This window comes from Corynebacterium lipophiloflavum DSM 44291, assembly GCF_000159635.1.
GTDB classification, from domain to species: domain Bacteria; phylum Actinomycetota; class Actinomycetes; order Mycobacteriales; family Mycobacteriaceae; genus Corynebacterium; species Corynebacterium lipophiloflavum.
This window is the reverse complement of record NZ_GG667194.1, coordinates 54,128-68,946: the sequence shown is the minus strand read 5'-3', so window position 1 is coordinate 68,946 and position 14,819 is coordinate 54,128. Positions and strand designations below refer to the sequence as shown.

General features: G+C 67.0%; 17 protein-coding genes. 12 read left to right on the top strand and 5 right to left on the bottom strand.

Features of this window, described 5'->3' with window-relative positions; genetic code table 11:
- Positions 1–72: 72 nt before the first annotated feature.
- Genes mshB through HMPREF0298_RS08310 form a run of 5 tightly spaced genes read left to right on the top strand, consistent with a single transcriptional unit; the run spans position 73 to position 3,295 of the window.
- The gene (mshB, locus tag HMPREF0298_RS08330; protein WP_006840714.1) at positions 73–948 is read left to right on the top strand and encodes an N-acetyl-1-D-myo-inositol-2-amino-2-deoxy-alpha-D-glucopyranoside deacetylase; all 876 of its coding nucleotides are present in this window, start codon (positions 73–75) and stop codon (positions 946–948) included.
- Positions 945–1,322, top strand: a complete 378-nt coding sequence (locus HMPREF0298_RS08325; protein ID WP_006840713.1) for a hypothetical protein — start codon at positions 945–947, stop codon at positions 1,320–1,322. Before mshB ends, HMPREF0298_RS08325 begins: the two co-directional genes overlap by 4 nt.
- A gap of 13 nt (positions 1,323–1,335) precedes the next feature.
- A complete protein-coding gene (gene fdxA, locus HMPREF0298_RS08320) occupies positions 1,336–1,659 on the top strand; it encodes a ferredoxin (protein ID WP_040422981.1) in 324 nt (107 codons plus the stop codon).
- Position 1,660: 1 nt separating this feature from the next.
- Positions 1,661–2,758: a succinyldiaminopimelate transaminase gene (gene dapC / locus HMPREF0298_RS08315; RefSeq protein WP_006840711.1), complete on the top strand. Its 1,098-nt coding sequence runs from the start codon at positions 1,661–1,663 to the stop codon at positions 2,756–2,758.
- On the top strand, positions 2,759–3,295 hold the full coding sequence (locus HMPREF0298_RS08310) for a GtrA family protein (protein ID WP_006840710.1): 537 nt from the start codon (positions 2,759–2,761) through the stop codon (positions 3,293–3,295).
- Between the two features lie 10 nt (positions 3,296–3,305).
- On the opposite strand, the gene dapD is transcribed toward HMPREF0298_RS08310, so the two are convergent.
- The 4 genes from dapD to HMPREF0298_RS08290 form a co-directional block, all read right to left on the bottom strand.
- Complete coding sequence (gene dapD, locus HMPREF0298_RS08305) at positions 3,306–4,289, bottom strand: 2,3,4,5-tetrahydropyridine-2,6-dicarboxylate N-succinyltransferase (RefSeq protein ID WP_006840709.1); 984 nt, start codon at positions 4,287–4,289, stop codon at positions 3,306–3,308.
- 36 nt (positions 4,290–4,325) lie between these two features.
- Complete coding sequence (locus HMPREF0298_RS08300; RefSeq protein WP_040422955.1) at positions 4,326–5,684, bottom strand: amino acid permease; 1,359 nt, start codon at positions 5,682–5,684, stop codon at positions 4,326–4,328.
- Positions 5,674–7,122: an amino acid permease gene (locus HMPREF0298_RS08295; protein ID WP_050758374.1), complete on the bottom strand. Its 1,449-nt coding sequence runs from the start codon at positions 7,120–7,122 to the stop codon at positions 5,674–5,676. Before HMPREF0298_RS08295 ends, HMPREF0298_RS08300 begins: the two co-directional genes overlap by 11 nt.
- A 379-nt stretch (positions 7,123–7,501) precedes the next feature.
- Positions 7,502–8,434, bottom strand: coding sequence for a 2,3,4,5-tetrahydropyridine-2,6-dicarboxylate N-succinyltransferase (locus tag HMPREF0298_RS08290; RefSeq protein WP_157464442.1), 933 nt, complete (start codon positions 8,432–8,434; stop codon positions 7,502–7,504).
- Positions 8,435–8,463: 29 nt separating this feature from the next.
- Here HMPREF0298_RS08290 and dapE point away from each other — a divergent pair, with 29 nt between their 5' ends.
- The 7 genes from dapE to HMPREF0298_RS08260 all read left to right on the top strand — a co-directional run bounded on the left by dapE (position 8,464) and on the right by HMPREF0298_RS08260 (position 13,428).
- Entirely contained in the window at positions 8,464–9,552 is a 1,089-nt protein-coding gene (dapE, locus tag HMPREF0298_RS08285) for a succinyl-diaminopimelate desuccinylase (RefSeq protein WP_006840705.1), read from the top strand.
- 71 nt (positions 9,553–9,623) lie between these two features.
- A complete protein-coding gene (locus HMPREF0298_RS08280) occupies positions 9,624–10,412 on the top strand; it encodes an LOG family protein (RefSeq protein WP_040422954.1) in 789 nt (262 codons plus the stop codon).
- Between the two features lie 27 nt (positions 10,413–10,439).
- Positions 10,440–11,252 carry a dihydropteroate synthase gene (folP, locus tag HMPREF0298_RS08275; RefSeq protein ID WP_040422975.1) on the top strand — a complete coding sequence of 271 codons (813 nt, stop codon included), beginning with the start codon at positions 10,440–10,442 and terminating at the stop codon, positions 11,250–11,252.
- Positions 11,249–11,989, top strand: coding sequence for a glucosyl-3-phosphoglycerate synthase (locus tag HMPREF0298_RS08270; protein WP_006840702.1), 741 nt, complete (start codon positions 11,249–11,251; stop codon positions 11,987–11,989). The genes folP and HMPREF0298_RS08270 overlap by 4 nt, the downstream gene beginning before the upstream one ends.
- Positions 11,990–11,992: 3 nt before the next feature.
- The gene (locus tag HMPREF0298_RS12250; RefSeq protein ID WP_157464441.1) at positions 11,993–12,391 is read left to right on the top strand and encodes a DivIVA domain-containing protein; all 399 of its coding nucleotides are present in this window, start codon (positions 11,993–11,995) and stop codon (positions 12,389–12,391) included.
- On the top strand, positions 12,330–12,500 hold the full coding sequence (locus HMPREF0298_RS11855; protein ID WP_006840701.1) for a DUF3117 domain-containing protein: 171 nt from the start codon (positions 12,330–12,332) through the stop codon (positions 12,498–12,500). Before HMPREF0298_RS12250 ends, HMPREF0298_RS11855 begins: the two co-directional genes overlap by 62 nt.
- Before the next feature lie 52 nt (positions 12,501–12,552).
- Entirely contained in the window at positions 12,553–13,428 is an 876-nt protein-coding gene (locus HMPREF0298_RS08260) for a methyltransferase domain-containing protein (RefSeq protein ID WP_006840700.1), read from the top strand.
- Here the strand turns inward: HMPREF0298_RS08260 and HMPREF0298_RS08255 are convergent.
- Positions 13,425–14,819, bottom strand: coding sequence for a GH32 C-terminal domain-containing protein (locus HMPREF0298_RS08255; protein WP_006840699.1), 1,395 nt, complete (start codon positions 14,817–14,819; stop codon positions 13,425–13,427). The two genes, HMPREF0298_RS08260 and HMPREF0298_RS08255, sit on opposite strands and share 4 nt — an antisense overlap.

Genomic DNA, 14,819 nt, shown 5'->3' with positions numbered 1-14,819 from the left:
CCCAGCGAAAAGATCGAGCGGGCACTATTACGCTGGTGTCGACGCTTGAAGCAACAACAAAGGAGTTCACCCATGCCGCAGCGTGACCTGGCAGGCTACAGGGTTGTGGCGGTGCACGCTCACCCGGACGACGAGGCGATTTCCACGGGAGGCGCTCTCGCTGACCTCGCCGCGCGTGGTGCCGACGTCCTTGTCGTCACCTGCACCCTCGGCGAGGAGGGCGAAGTCATCGGCGACACTTTCGCCGGCCTCGTGGCCGATCGAGCCGACCAGCTCGGTGGTTTCCGCATCGGCGAGCTCGCCCGGGCCTGCGAGATTCTTCGGGTGCGCCAGCGCTTCCTCGGCGGCGCGGGCCGCTACCGCGACAGCGGCATGGCGGGTTCGGCATCGAGCGCGCACCCACGGGCCTTCGTCAACTCTGGCGATGCCGCGGTGGCCGATCTCGCCGGCATCTTCACCGAGGAGCGGCCGCACCTCGTTCTCACCTACGGCCCCGACGGCGGTTACGGCCACCCGGATCACATCCGCGCCCACGAGATCACCCACGCAGCCGCGGAGCGCGTCGGCGGTGTGGGACGCATCCTGTGGGCCGTGCGGCTGCGCGAGGAACTCGAGGCGAACCTGCCCACGACGGTGTCGGAAGGGTGGACAGCGCCGGCGCCGGGCGAGCTGGACGCGGTTGACTCCTGCGACACCTGGGTGGACTTGGACGACCTCGCCTACAGCGCCAAGGTTGAGGCGATGCGGGCGCACGCCACCCAGATCTGGATCGGCGACGGCTTCGCTTCTGCGACCAACCCGCACTCCGCCGTGGCGGCCGGGCCGGTTGCTTCGTACGCGCTGTCCAACCTCATCGCCCAGGCCGTGCTGCGCCGCGAGCACTACCAGTTCGGCGCCTACACCCCGATTGGGCACGGGGCGGGCTTGCTCAGCGGGCTGGCGAAATGAGCGAGCCGGTTGTCCGCGACAACTTCAGTCGCGGCGAGGCGGTCTGGGGGATCATCTGGCTGTGCATTGGCGCGGCGGTGTCGGTCCTTCTCGAGGTGGTCTACCTCGGGGCGACGGTTTTCGGGCTGCCGTTTCCGCTGAGTATCGTCGCTGCGTTCTTCTTCAACGCGGTGCTGACGAAGACGGTGCTGCTGTGGTCGTCGATACGCGCGATTGCTTTTATTCCCCTGGCGGTGTGGGTGGGGGTCTTCCTCGTGCTGCTCGTGGTGCTGCCCGCGGGCGCAACGATGTTGGCGCCCAATAATATTCTCACTGTTGTCTTGATGTTTGCCGGACTGGCCGGAGGTGTGTGGCCCGTTTTGAAACGGGGGTGACATAATGACGGGCATGACTTACATCATTGCTCAGCCGTGTGTCGACGTGCTGGACCGCTCCTGCGTCGAGGAGTGCCCCGTCGACTGCATCTACGAAGGTAAGCGCATGCTCTACATCCACCCGGACGAGTGCGTCGACTGCGGCGCCTGCGAGCCTGCCTGCCCGGTGGAAGCCATCTTCTACGAGGACGACACCCCGGAGGAGTGGGCCGACTACTACGACGTCAACGTCGCCTTCTTCGACAACCTCGGCTCCCCGGGGGGCGCAATGAAGCTCGGCCCCCAGGACTTCGACCACCCGTTTGTCGCCGCTCTGCCGCCACAGAACCAGGAGTAGTATGCCGCGCACCCCGCTGGGCTCGAAGCTGCCCGACTTCCCCTGGGACACGATCGCCGACGTCAAGGAACGCGCCGCCGCGCATCCCGACGGCATCGTGGACCTCTCCGTGGGCACGCCCGTCGACCCGGTGAGCCCGTCGATCCAGCTCGCCCTCTCCGAAAACGCCGCCGAACCCGGTTACCCGCAGACAGTGGGGACCACGGAGCTGCGCCAGGCGATTGTCGACGCCCTGGCGCGCCGCTACAACGCAGTCGGGCTCGGAACCGAGTCGGTGCTGCCGGTGGTGGGCACCAAAGAAGCCATCGCGTGGCTACCCACGACACTGGGTTTGGCCGACTCAACGGTTGCGATCCCGAGTGTCGCCTACCCGACCTACGAGGTCGGGGCGCTCATCGCGGGCTGCCGAGTGGTGCGCGCCGATGCCCCCGAGGACGCCGAGGGTGCAGAGCTGGTCTTCATCAACTCCCCGTCGAACCCGTCCGGGCAGGTGCGCACCATTGACGAGCTGCGGGCGTGGGTGGCCTTTGCCCGCGACACGCAAGCGATCATCGCCTCCGACGAGTGCTACCTGGGCCTTGCCTGGTCCGCCGAGCCGGTTTCCCTGCTCGACCCGCGCGTCACCGACGGCGACAACACGAACCTGCTTGCAATCCACTCGCTGTCGAAGACGTCGAATATGGCCTCCTACCGCGCGGGCTTTGTCGCCGGCGACGAGGCACTCATCCAGGAGCTGCTGCTCGCGCGCAAGCACGCCGGCCTGATGGTGCCCGGCCCCATCCAGCACGCGATGATAGCCGCGCTTGTCGACGACGAGCACGAGCAGCTCCAGCGCCTCATCTACGCCAAGCGCCGCGAGGTGCTTAGCGACACCCTGACCAACGCCGGGTTCAGCATCGACCACTCCGAGGCCGGGCTCTACCTCTGGGCGCGGCGCGAAGGCGCGACCTCGCGCGACAGCCTCGACTGGCTAGCGCAGCGCGGTATTCTGGCCGCCCCCGGCGACTTCTACGGCCCGGCGGGGGCCAACCACGTGCGCGTCGCCCTGACCGCCACAGACGAGCGGATCGCCGCTGCCGCGTCGCGTTTGGTGTCCTAGATGCCCAGCACCGCGGTACGCCTGCGCGCGGGCATCAGGGAGTTTGTGAAGTTCGGGCTCGTCGGCGGCTCCGGCCTCGCCGTGAACCTGGTCGCGTTCTACGTGTTCAAGAAGGCGCTCGAGCTGGGTTTCGGCATTCACGAGGCCGACGCGTTTCTCAACCTCTTTGGCACGCGCTTTAACATCCGCTACTACCACGTGCTCTCCACGGCCGCGTTCGTGGTGGCCAACATTTGGAACTACCAGCTCAACCGTTCGTGGACGTTCAAGCACATCCCGAAGCGCAACTGGTTCGCCGGCTTCTTCCCATTTTTGGCCACCGGCGCGCTCGCGTTCGCCGTCTCTTTGACGTTTATGACGCTGTTGATGAACCCGACTTCGCCGATCGCGCTGCCGGATCACATTTTCGACGATTCCACCGGCCTGCGCACCAAGTCCTACTGGGCCCAGGCCATCTCGACGCTCATCGCGATGCCGGTGAACTTCCTGGTGAACAAGTACTGGGCGTTTCGCAAGCCGAAAATCGCCGGCATCTAAGAGCTGGGCTCTAGTTGTTGTCGTGGAGCTCGGTGTTGAGCTCGACACCCTTCGCCCGCAGCGCCTCGACGGCGCCGGTCAGGGAGTTGCGGCGGAACAGGATGCCGCTCTTGCCGGAAAGCTCAATCGCCTTGATCTCGGCGCCGTCGGTGTAGCCGTACGCCGACGCGACGTCGCCGGTGACCTTTACAAGGGTGCCCGCGGTGACGTAGAGGCCGGCTTCGACGATGCAGTCGTCGCCAAGCGAGATGCCCACGCCCGCGTTCGCGCCCAGCAGGCAACGCTGGCCGAGGGTGATGGTTTCCTTCCCGCCGCCGGACAGCGTGCCCATGATGGAGGCGCCGCCGCCGATGTCGGTGCCGTCGCCGACGGTCACGCCCGCGGAGATGCGGCCCTCGACCATGGAGGCGCCGAGCGTGCCGGCGTTGAAGTTGACGAAGCCCTCGTGCATGACGGTCGTGCCCTCGGCCAGGTGGGCGCCGAGGCGGACGCGGTCGGCGTCGCCGATGCGCACGCCGGAGGGAACCACGTAGTCGACCATGCGGGGGAACTTGTCCACGGACAGAACAACGACGGGGCCCTTCGCCGCGAGGCGGGAGCGGGTGAGCTGGAAGTCGGAGCCTTCGCAGGGGCCGTAGTTGGTCCACACGACGTTGGCCAGAAGGCCGAAAACGCCGTCCATGTTCGCGCCGTGGGGAGCGACGAGCCGGTGGGACAGCAGGTGCAGGCGCAGGTAGACGTCGTAGGCGTCGATGGCGGGCTCGGAGATGTCGGCGATCGAGGTCTCTACCTGGACGCGCGCCACGCCGCGGTCCTCGTCAGCGCCGACGAGGTGGGCAAAGCGAGCGTCCGGCTCGTCGATACGCACCGTGCCGGTGTTCTCCACCGGCTCGCCCAGCTTGGGGGCGGGGTACCAAACATCAAGAACGGTTCCGTTGTGGGTGACGGTGGCGATGCCGCGGGCGCGCGCAGACACAGTGGTGGAGTTAGTCATGCATGACACCTTAGATCATGGTGTGTGCCAAACCCGTCAGGCCCGTCGGGTGAGTGCGGAGATGCCAACGAGCACCGCGGAAAGGGCAAGCACGGCGAGAATCTGGTTGCGCGCGGAGGCGTCGAAAAGCATCAGTGCGACGATGCCGACGAGCGCGACGAGCGTCACGGGTGCGAGCCAGCTGGGCGCGCGGGTGATGTCGTCGCCACTGAGGCGGTCGCGCAGCCGCATGTAGCTCAGGGAGATCATGACCCAGATGACGATGAGGCAGCCGCCGACCGCGGTCATGAGGAACGTGAGCAGCCCCGGCGGGTTCCACCACTGCAGGCCGACGGAGAGGAAGGCGAAGAACACTGAGACCAGCACCGAGTTAATCGGCACGCCCTGGTCGTTGGTGCGGCGCAGCCATGCGGGAGCGTCGCCGTCTAGCGCCTGCTGGTATGCCATGCGCGAGGTGCCGTAGATCTGGGCGTTGAATGCGGAGAGCAGCGCCAGCACGATCACAGCCTCCATGAAACCGACGGCGCCGGGGATGTTCGCCAGGGCGAGGACCTGGGTGAAGGGGGAGTCGGCGGCGGACTGGGCGTCGTCGATACGCGAATACGGCAGCAGCAAGATGATGATGACGACCGAGCCGATGTAGAACAGGCCGATGCGCCAAATGATCGAGCTAACCGCCTTCTTCACGGCGGCCGCTGGGTCTTTCGACTCCGCCGCGGCGATGGTGACCACCTCGATGCCGCCGAACGCGAAGGCGACGGCGAGCAGGCCCGCGGCGATGCCGGCGATGCCATTCGGCGCGAACCCGGACTCGGCAATGTTGTCGAAGCCGACGAAGTTTGTGCCGGGCAACAGGCCGAGGAACAGTGCCGTGCCGATGATCAGGAAGCCGACGATGACGACGATTTTGATCATCGCGAACCAGTACTCGAACTCACCGAAGCCCTTGACCTGGGCGAGGTTGATCGCGGTGAAGAACAGCACCGTGATCAGGGCGGGGAGCCACTGCGGCACGCCGAACCACTGCGACATGATCGCCGCGGCGCCGGTGATCTCCGCGCCGCCGACCATGATCAGCAGGAACCAGTACAACCAGCCGAGCAGGAAACCGGCCCAGTTGCCAAACGCCAGCCTGCCGTAGGTGGCGAAGGAACCAGGGGAGGGATGCGTCGCCGCCATCTCTCCGAGCATGCGCATGACCGCCACGACGATCGCGCCGGCGACGATGTAGGCCACCAGGATGGCGGGGCCGGCCGCGCGGATGCCCGCGCCGACGCCGAGGAACAGTCCGGCGCCGACGGCCATGCCCAGGCCCATCAGCGTCAGGTGGCGGGGCTTCAACCCGGTGCCCAGCGCGGGGTTGCTGGTAGAGGCGGGGGTGTGTTTAGTGCTCAAGGTGGGTCCTCTCGGTGTGCAGCGCGGTGCGCTGTTTGAACGTGTCAGTGTGTGTCCAGACCAGCCCGGCGATGGTGACGACGCCGACGACGACCACCACCGCGAACATTTGGAAGCGGCCCTGCGCGGTACTGAGCATCAGTGCGACGATGCCGGCGGCAAGCGCAATGGTGGCCCACGGCAGCACGCGCGGCGCCCACATGCGCACGTGCGTAATCTCGCCGGATGCCACCAGGCGCGGGTGGAGGCGCAGGAAGGAAAACGCGATGGCGAACCACAAAACGATCAGGCACCCGCCGACCGCGTTGAGCAGAAATGGCAGCAACCGCGGCGGGTTCCAATACTGCAGCGCCACGGCGACGAAACCGAAGAACACCGACAGCACGACGGCGCGCATGGGCACGCCGCGCGAGTCTGTGGCCTGGAAGAACACGGGGGCGTCGCAGCGGTGTGCAAGGTTGTGCAGGAAACGCGAGGAGCCGTAGATCTGCGTGTTGCAGGCCGAGAGCAGCGCGACGACGATTACCGCCTCCATGATTCCGACGGCGCCGGGGATGTTCGCCAGCTGCAACACGGCGGTAAAGGGCGACTCGGCGGCGACGTCCGCGCCACCGATCTCGGAGTAGGGCAGCAGCAGGGTGATCAGGACGACGGAGCCAATGTAGAAGACACCGATGCGCCACATAATCGAGCGGATCGCGGAGTGGACGGCGACCTCCGGGTCCTCGGACTCCGCCGCGGCGATGGTGACCATCTCGATGCCGCCGAACGCAAACGCGACAGCGAGCAGGGCGGTGGCCACCCCGCCGAAGCCGTTGGGCATGAAGCCGACCTCGGCGATGTTGTCGAAGCCCACGAAATCACGTGCGGGCAACAGGCCTAGCCACAGCGCGACGCCGAGGGCGAGGAAGGCGATAATCACCGCGACCTTGATCAGGGCGAACCAGAACTCGAACTCGCCGAACTTGCGCACCGCCGCGAAGTTAATCACGGTGAAGAACACGATGGCGACCAAGGCGGGGATCCACGGGGAGACACCGAACCAGCCGGCGACGATCCGGGACGCGCCGGTGATTTCCACCGCCATGATCATGATCATCATGAACCAGTACAGCCAGCCGACGGCGAAGCCGGCCCACGCGCCGAAGGCCTGTTCGGCGTAGGTGGAAAACGTGCCCGACGACGGTCGCGCCGCGACCATTTCGGCGAGCATCTGCATGATGCACACGGTGATGGCACCGGCAATCATATAAGCAATGACTACGGCTGGTCCAGCGGCTTGAATACCGACACCGGTGCCCAAGAACAACCCGGCGCCGATCGCCGAACCGAGGCCCATCATGGTCAGATGACGGGTTTTCAACCCGCGACGCAACCCGGTGGAGGCACCTGGGTCGCGCGGGGCCGCCGGTTCGGGCGGCGAAATGGTGTGGGACATGCGCTTTAGAATAAACCGGGCGTCGGTGAATTGAGAGCGCAGGGGGTGGGTTTTTCGTGGTGTGGGTTTGGGGTGTCTTCTGCGGTGTGATGTCTGGGTCGTTGGGTTGCGGGGTGTGAAAGCCCTGGTCGGGGTTCGTTGGGTTGGCTTGACTGTGACATCTAACCCGGTGAAATGTCACGGTGAAGCGGCTGCGCGGTGTAAAACCCCAGGTCGGCAGTGCTGGGATCGGCTTGACCGTGACATCCCGGCCACCGAAATGTCTCGGTGAACCACCGGCAGAACCTAAAAACGCCAGGTCGGCCGCCCCGACAACCGCCTGACCGTGACTTCCCACCTACCGCAATGTCACGGTCAACCGACAAAACGCGAAACCCCACTACCGGGGCCGGAGTACCGGGCAGGCGGAGTTCGGTTCGTTGGTGATGCTGATGTCGCTTTGCCCCGCGATGGCCCCGGCGGAGATCATCGCCCCGGAGCGCGAATCGAGGATCGTGGTCGTCGGCTCGAGCATGACGTTGACGCCGATTTCGCAGCGATCGCCCAAATCGACGCCGATCACCCCGGCCGCGGGGCGCAGCACGCAGTCGCGCCCGAGGCGCAGCGGGCTGCGGTTGTGCTGCTGCGCTGACGCGGCGATCAGCGCCGAGGACAGCCCGACGTCGGTGCCTTCACCCACGACGACCGCGGAGGACAGCCTACCTTCAATCCGCGCGCGACCGAGCGAGCCCGAGTTGTAGGAGACGTAACCCTCGCGCATCACGGAGGTGCCGGGGGCGAGGTAGGCACCGAGGCGGACGCGCTCGGCCTCGGCAATGGACACCCCGGACGGCACGACGTAGTCCACCATCCGCGGGAGGCGCTCGATTCCGTAGACGTGGATCTGGCCGCGCGAGCGCAGAGAGGCGCGCACGTGCTCGAAGTTGTCGCTGAGACACGGACCCTTGTTCGTCCACACCACGGGCACGAGGTGCTCCAGGCAGTCGGTCATGTTCAGCTCCAGCGGCTTGACCAGCCGGTGGGACAGCAAGTGCAGGCGCAGGTAGACGTCGTGCGCGTCGATGGGTGGGGCAGAAAGGTCGGCGATGACGGTGCGCACCGGCACGAGTTCGACGAGCCGGTCGCGGTCCATGCCCACGATCGAGAGGAAGCGGTCGGACAGTTCTCGCGCCCCGACGCGGGTGGTGCCGGTGACGAGGGCGTCGACAAGCGGCTCGTCCTCGATCAGCTTCGGCGAGGGGTACCAGGTGTCCAGGGTCGTCCCGTCCATGGCGATGTTCGCGATTCCCGTCGCTTCGGCTCCCAGCGGCATGGGTCTCATCATAAACGTAGGATTGCCGTGTGGCTTTACTCAATCTCTTCGCCGATCCCGTTGACCTGACCGCGGCTTTGATCGATATCGAGTCGCCCTCGCACCACGAAGGCGAGATCGCTGACGCGATCGAGGCCGCGCTGCGCCAGCTCGAGGGGGTTGAGGTGATCCGCAGGGCCAACACCGTGGTCGCCAGGACCCACCACGGCTTGGCGCAGCGCGTCTTGCTCGCCGGCCACGTGGATACCGTTCCCCTGGCCAACAACACGCCGCACCGCCTTGACAACGGCGTGCTTCACGGCTGCGGCTCTGTGGACATGAAGTCGGGCCTGGCCTGCTACCTGGGAGCATTCGCCCGCTTGTCGACGCCTCAGGCCAGCGCATTCGATCTGACCCTCATTGCCTACGAGGGCGAGGAGGTCTCCAGCGAACATAACGGTCTCTACCACCTGGAGCGCGACCGCCCCGACCTGCTCGCTGGCGACCTCGCGCTGCTCGGTGAGCCCTCCGGAGCCATCATCGAGGCCGGCTGCCAGGGCACGATCCGCGTGTTCGTGAAGGCGCACGGCACCCGCGCCCACTCGGCGCGCAGTTGGCTCGGCGACAACGCGGCGCACAAGCTGGCGGGCGTGCTTTCGCGCGTCGCGGGTTACACGCCGCGCAGCGTCACCATCGCGGGCTGCGAGTACCGCGAGGGCCTCAACGTGGTGGGGCTCGAGGGTTTCGTGGCGACGAATACGATCCCGGACCTCGCCCAGCTGACCATCAACTTCCGCTACGCGCCCGATCGCAGCGTCGACGACGCCAAGGCCCACCTGGTCGAGGCGCTGAGTTTGGAGGAGGGTTTGGAGCTGGTGTGGGACGATATCGCGCCGGCGGCGTTGCCGGGCCTCGATGACCCCGTGGCGCGCGACCTCGTCGAGGCCGTCGGCGGGAATTTTCGCGCGAAGTTCGGATGGACGGATGTGGCGCGGTTCTCTACCCTTGGAATTCCGGCCGTGAACTTCGGGCCGGGCGATCCCGGCTTCGCCCACAAGGTGGATGAGCAGTGCCCGACCGAGCAGATTTACACTGTCGCCCGCACGCTCGAGGTCTACCTCGCGGCCACGCCGCGGTAACCCCCCCACGGCCAGGCCCGGCGGCGGCGACCTTGATACAGACCTACTTCACCGACCAACGAGAGGGAAACGTGGCGCCCCACATCACCCCGAAGCCCGAGCGCGACCGCAAGCTGCGCGGGCCGATCATGCTGCGCAGCGACCAGCAGCAGCAGTCCACCCACGACCAGCGTTTGCTGGAGTCCCAGGGCAGCAGTGACCACGACTGGAAGCACGCCGACCCGTGGCGCGTGATGCGCATCCAGTCGGAGTTCGTTGCCGGCTTTGACGCCCTTTCTGAACTGCCGAAGGCCGTGACCGTGTTCGGTTCGGCGCGCCTGGGCGAGGGCACGGCCGAGTACGAGCAGGCGCGCGAGGTGGGTCAAGCGCTGGTGGAGGCGGGCTACGCCGTGATCACCGGCGGCGGGCCGGGGCTGATGGAGGGCCCGAACCGCGGTGCGCACGAGGCGGGCGGGTTGTCCGTCGGGCTCGGCATTGAGCTGCCCTTCGAGCAGGGGCTCAACGACTGGGTCGATCTGGGCTTGAACTTTCGGTACTTCTTCGCCCGCAAGACCATGTTTTTGAAGTACTCGCAGGCGTTTATCACCCTGCCGGGCGGCTACGGCACGCTCGACGAGGTCTTCGAGGTGCTGTGCATGGTGCAAACCGGCAAGGTGACCAACTTCCCGATCGTGCTCATGGGCGTCGATTTCTGGAGCGGTCTGGTCGATTGGATTCGCGGCCAGCAGCTCGCCCGCGGCCTCATTTCCGAGGGCGATGACCAGCTTTTCTTGGTCACCGATTCTGTGGACGAGGCCGTGGCCTACATCGTCGAGGCGCACAAGGTGATGACGGACCAGCGTCTGAAAGGCGTCGAGTAGGACGTGACCGACAAGCTCGCGCGGGTGATGGCGATCATTAACCGCACCCCGGATTCCTTCTACGACCGCGGCGCCACCTTCGGCATGGACAGGGCGCTAGAGCGTGCCGACGCCGTCATCGCCGACGGTGCCTCCATCGTCGATGTCGGCGGGGTCAAGGCGGGGCCGGGTGAGCAGGTCTCGGTGGCGGAGGAGATCGACCGGGTCGTGCCGCTGATCGCCGCGGTGCGTGAGCGCCACCGCGAGGTGAGCATCTCGGTGGACACGTGGCGCGCCCCCGTCGCCGAGGCCGCGGCCGCCGCGGGCGCCGACCTGATCAACGACACGTGGGCGGGCTGGGACCCCGAGCTCATTGAGGCCGCCGGGGCCCTGCGCATCGGCTACGTCTGCTCGCATACGGGCGGGGCAACACCACGCACGAGGCCGCACCGGGTGCATTACGACGACGTTGTCCGCGACGTCATCGCGCAAACAGTTGCCCTGGCCGAGCGGGCGGCCGCCCTCGGAGTGCCGGAGGAGAAGGTCTTCATCGACCCGGCGCACGACTTTGGTAAGAACACCTTTCACGGCCTGGAGATCCTGCGCCGCGTCGACGAGCTCGTCGGCACCGGGTGGCCGGTACTCATGGCGCTGTCGAACAAGGACTTCGTCGGCGAAACCGTGGACCGCCCGGTCGGAGGGCGCGTCGCGGGCACGCTCGCGGCCACCGCCTGGGCCGCGGCGCGGGGAGTGGCGGCCTTTCGGGTTCACGAGGTGCGCGACACCGTCGACGTAATCCGCATGACCGCGGCGATTGACGGCACGGCCCGGCCGCTGAACACGGTGCGGGGCCTGGCGTGAAGGTCAGCGTCGTTATTCCCGCGCTCAACGAGCAAGACACCGTGGCGCACGTCGTTGCGTCGTGCCTTAGTTCACAGGCTCACGAGGTCATCGTCGTCGACTCCGATTCCACCGACGCCACCGCCCGCCGCGCCAGCGAGGCCGGGGCGCGGGTGGTGAACTGGGCTGATGTGCACCCGCAGCTGCCGCCGCGCCCGGGCAAGGGCGAGGCGCTGTGGCGCGGGGTCAACGCCGCCACCGGGGACGTGGTGGTTTTCATCGACGCGGACGTCACCACTGTCGCACCCGCGTGGGTCGACGCGCTCGCCGCGCCTTTCGCCGACGCCGGAGTCCACTTGGTCAAGGCATCGTACCGGCGCGACCTCGGCGAAGTGGCCGGCGGTGGCGGGAGGGTGACCGAACTGTGCGCGAAGCCGCTGCTGCGTACGTTGTTCCCCGAGCTCTCCGACATCGTCCAACCGCTGGCCGGCGAGTACGCGGTCCGCCGCGACACCGCGCTCAAGCTGCCGTTCGTCGACGGCTACGGGGTGGAGGCGGGCCTCCTAATCGACGTCGCCGCAACCTACGGCCGCGAGGCGATTGCCCAGGTGGAGCTCGGCGCGCGCCAACACCGCAACCGTCCGCTTTCCCAGCTCGGCCCCATGGCGGACGTGGTGGCCGCAACCATCCTCGACCGCGCCGGTGTCCTGCCCACGGGAGTGCGGCAGCGGCCGCCGTGGACGCACGTTAGGATGTGACCCATGCTGTCGTGGATCATGCTCATGCTCGTTGTCGCCATTGTCTGCGTAATCGGCGTGATGGCCAGCGTGTACCTCTTCGGGCGGGGCGAGGCGCTGCCGCCGCTGGCGGAGACCACGGACGTGATCGGGCACAACCGCCGCGCGGTCGAGCAGGGCGACATTGGGGCGGTGCAGCTTGAGGTCGTGCACCGCGGCTACAAGATGGACCAGGTGGATGCGCTCCTCGCCCAGCTCGCTGACCTGCACCGACTGACATCCGACAGCGAAGTTTACGGTGCCGCGGTCGAAAACGACGTAGCATTGGGTGAAACGCCTGCGTTAGAAGGAGCACAACCCAATGGCAGCAATGAAACCCCGCACCGGCAACGGCCCCATGGAAGCAGTGGTGGAAAGCCGTAAAATCGTCATGCGCATCCCGTCTGACGGCGGGGGCCGCCTCGTGGTGGAGTTGAACGCCGAAGAAGCCTCCGAGCTCGGCACCCTGTTGCTCCAGGCGGCGGGGGAGTAGGCGCAGTCAGCGCACTGACGCCTTTTCAGTCGGACGGGGGTAAGATCGGCCCATGCTCTCTGACATTGTCGACGTCCTCGCAGACCCCGTCGACGGCACCCGCCTTGCCGGCGCCGACGACTTCACCCGGCTCGTTTCCGAGTCGGGTCATTCTTACGATGTGGCCAAGCAAGGCTACGTCACGCTGAGCGCCGGTGCCGGGCTCAACCACGAGGGCGACAGCTTGGAGATGGTCATGGCCCGGGAGGTGTTCCTCTCCCAGGGCCACTTCGCCCCTTTCGTGGAGGCCGTCACCGATCGCGTGTCCCGCGCGCTGGAGGCCACCTCGGCCGCCGAGCCTGTTGTCGTCGAAGTTGGCGCGGGCACGGGCTACTACCTCGCGCACACGCTTGACAGCATCGCCGGTGTGCGCGGCGTCGGCCTCGACATCTCCGTACCTGCGGCGAAACGCTTGGCTAAGGCGCACCCGCGCGTCGGCGCGGTCGTCGCCGATGTCTGGGAGGGGCTGCCGCTTCTCGACGCCTCCATCAATGTGATCACCGTCGTCTTCGCGCCCCGCAACCCCGCCGAATTCGCCCGCGTGCTGGCCCCGCAGGGTGAGGTTGTCGTGATGATTCCGGGGCACGGCCACCTCGACGAGTTGCGCGCGCCGCTGGGCATCCTCGGGGTGGAGGAGGGCAAGCTGGAGCGCCTCGTGGAACAGGCCGCGGGCCACCTCGAGCTCATTGGCGAACCGGAGGTCCTGGAATTCCCGATGCGCCTCGACCGCGAATCAATCGCCGCGCAGGTGGGCATGAGCCCGTCGGCGCGCCACATTGAGCCGGCAACACTCGACGAGCGTTTGCGCGCGCTGCCTGATCACCTCGCCGTGACGGCGCGAGGCATCATCGTGCGGATGCGCAAGGCCTCAGAGCCCTTGGAGGGCTAGGCGCTGCGGTTCCACTCGTTGAGCACCTGCGCCGACCCGTCGGTGGAGATCCGGATGTCCGCGGCACCGCCGCTTGGCCAGAAGCGCGAGGACATCGCCACTGCGCCGCCGCCGGCGAAAACCTCGATGGTGGAGCTGTCGACCAAGATCGTAATGTTGTCTTCGTCGTCATCGCCGAGCGACGCCGACGCCGGCGCCCCGTCGAAGCGGTCGAGGCTGATCTCGTCGCCGGAGTGCGTGATCACGGCTGCGACGTTGCCGTCGCCGTCGATGATCTCGGCCTTGATCGAGCCGGTTTCGCCGACCGGGATCTCGCACAAGCCAGTCCAAAGGCGGGCGCGCTCGGTTGCGGCCACAGCGTCGGGAATCCCGCGTGGCGGGGTCTGGTACAGCGCCCCGCCCTGCAGGGTGAGCCGACGGGGGATGCTCAAGGTGGTGGCCCAGCCCTCGGCCTCCCAGTTTGGCTCGGTGGTCGGGTCGCCGCCGCGTCCGGAGTCCGTCATCACCCCGAAGATGTAGGCGTGGCTCAGCCGCTCGTCGTGGGTGATGCTGCCCGGGGTGTAGTTGGTGCTGCGCGGACGGGTGAAGTCATGGCCGAAGTCGATGTGGCGCGCTTCCTTGGCCACGGTAAACACCGCGCCCTGCAGGGTGCCCACGATGTAGCCGGTGGTGTCCTTGCCGCGGCGCTCGAGGGTAAACATCAGCACGTCGTAGATGTGCGCGTCGACCTCGTCGCGCAGCCGAATGATGCGCGGGGCGACGAGGCGCTCGGCCGCGGGGTCGAAGCCGGGGTCGCCGTCGAATTCGAGCGGGCCGATCATTCTCCAGGAGGTGCCGTTGTCCGAGCTGAGCACCACGGGCACGGGGGATTCGGGCTCGCCGGTCATCGCCAGCATCAGCCAGCCGGCCTGGCCCTTGTCGCGGTCGTCGGCGTGTTCCCAGTTGGGCACCACGCAGGGGGAGCGGAAGCGGGTGTAGCCGCCTTCGTCGGTCAAGACGCTGCCAAGGCGGCGAATGCCCGGGTCTACCTGGTAGTCCTCGTCGACGTTGTCACAGAGCTCACCCAGGTCGTCCGCGCGCGAAATCTGGATGGACATTCCGGCCTCGGTGACGGAGGTGAAGTACACGTCAGTTCCCTCGCTGTGCGCGACGACGGAGCCTGCGCGCACTCCTATTTCGCCGCCGAACGGCGCGACGGCGTCATTGCACTCCACCCAGTCGAAGGCGGAGCCCTCCGAGACGCTGTGGCCCCAGCGGCTCGGCGCGGATGGCTCCGTGCGGTACTGGAAGAACATGTGCCAGATGTCTTTGCCGTCGCGCAGAATGCCCGCGGAGGCATCGAGGATGCCGCGCTCGACGGTGACGTGTAGTTCAGGTCGGTAAACGCTCAT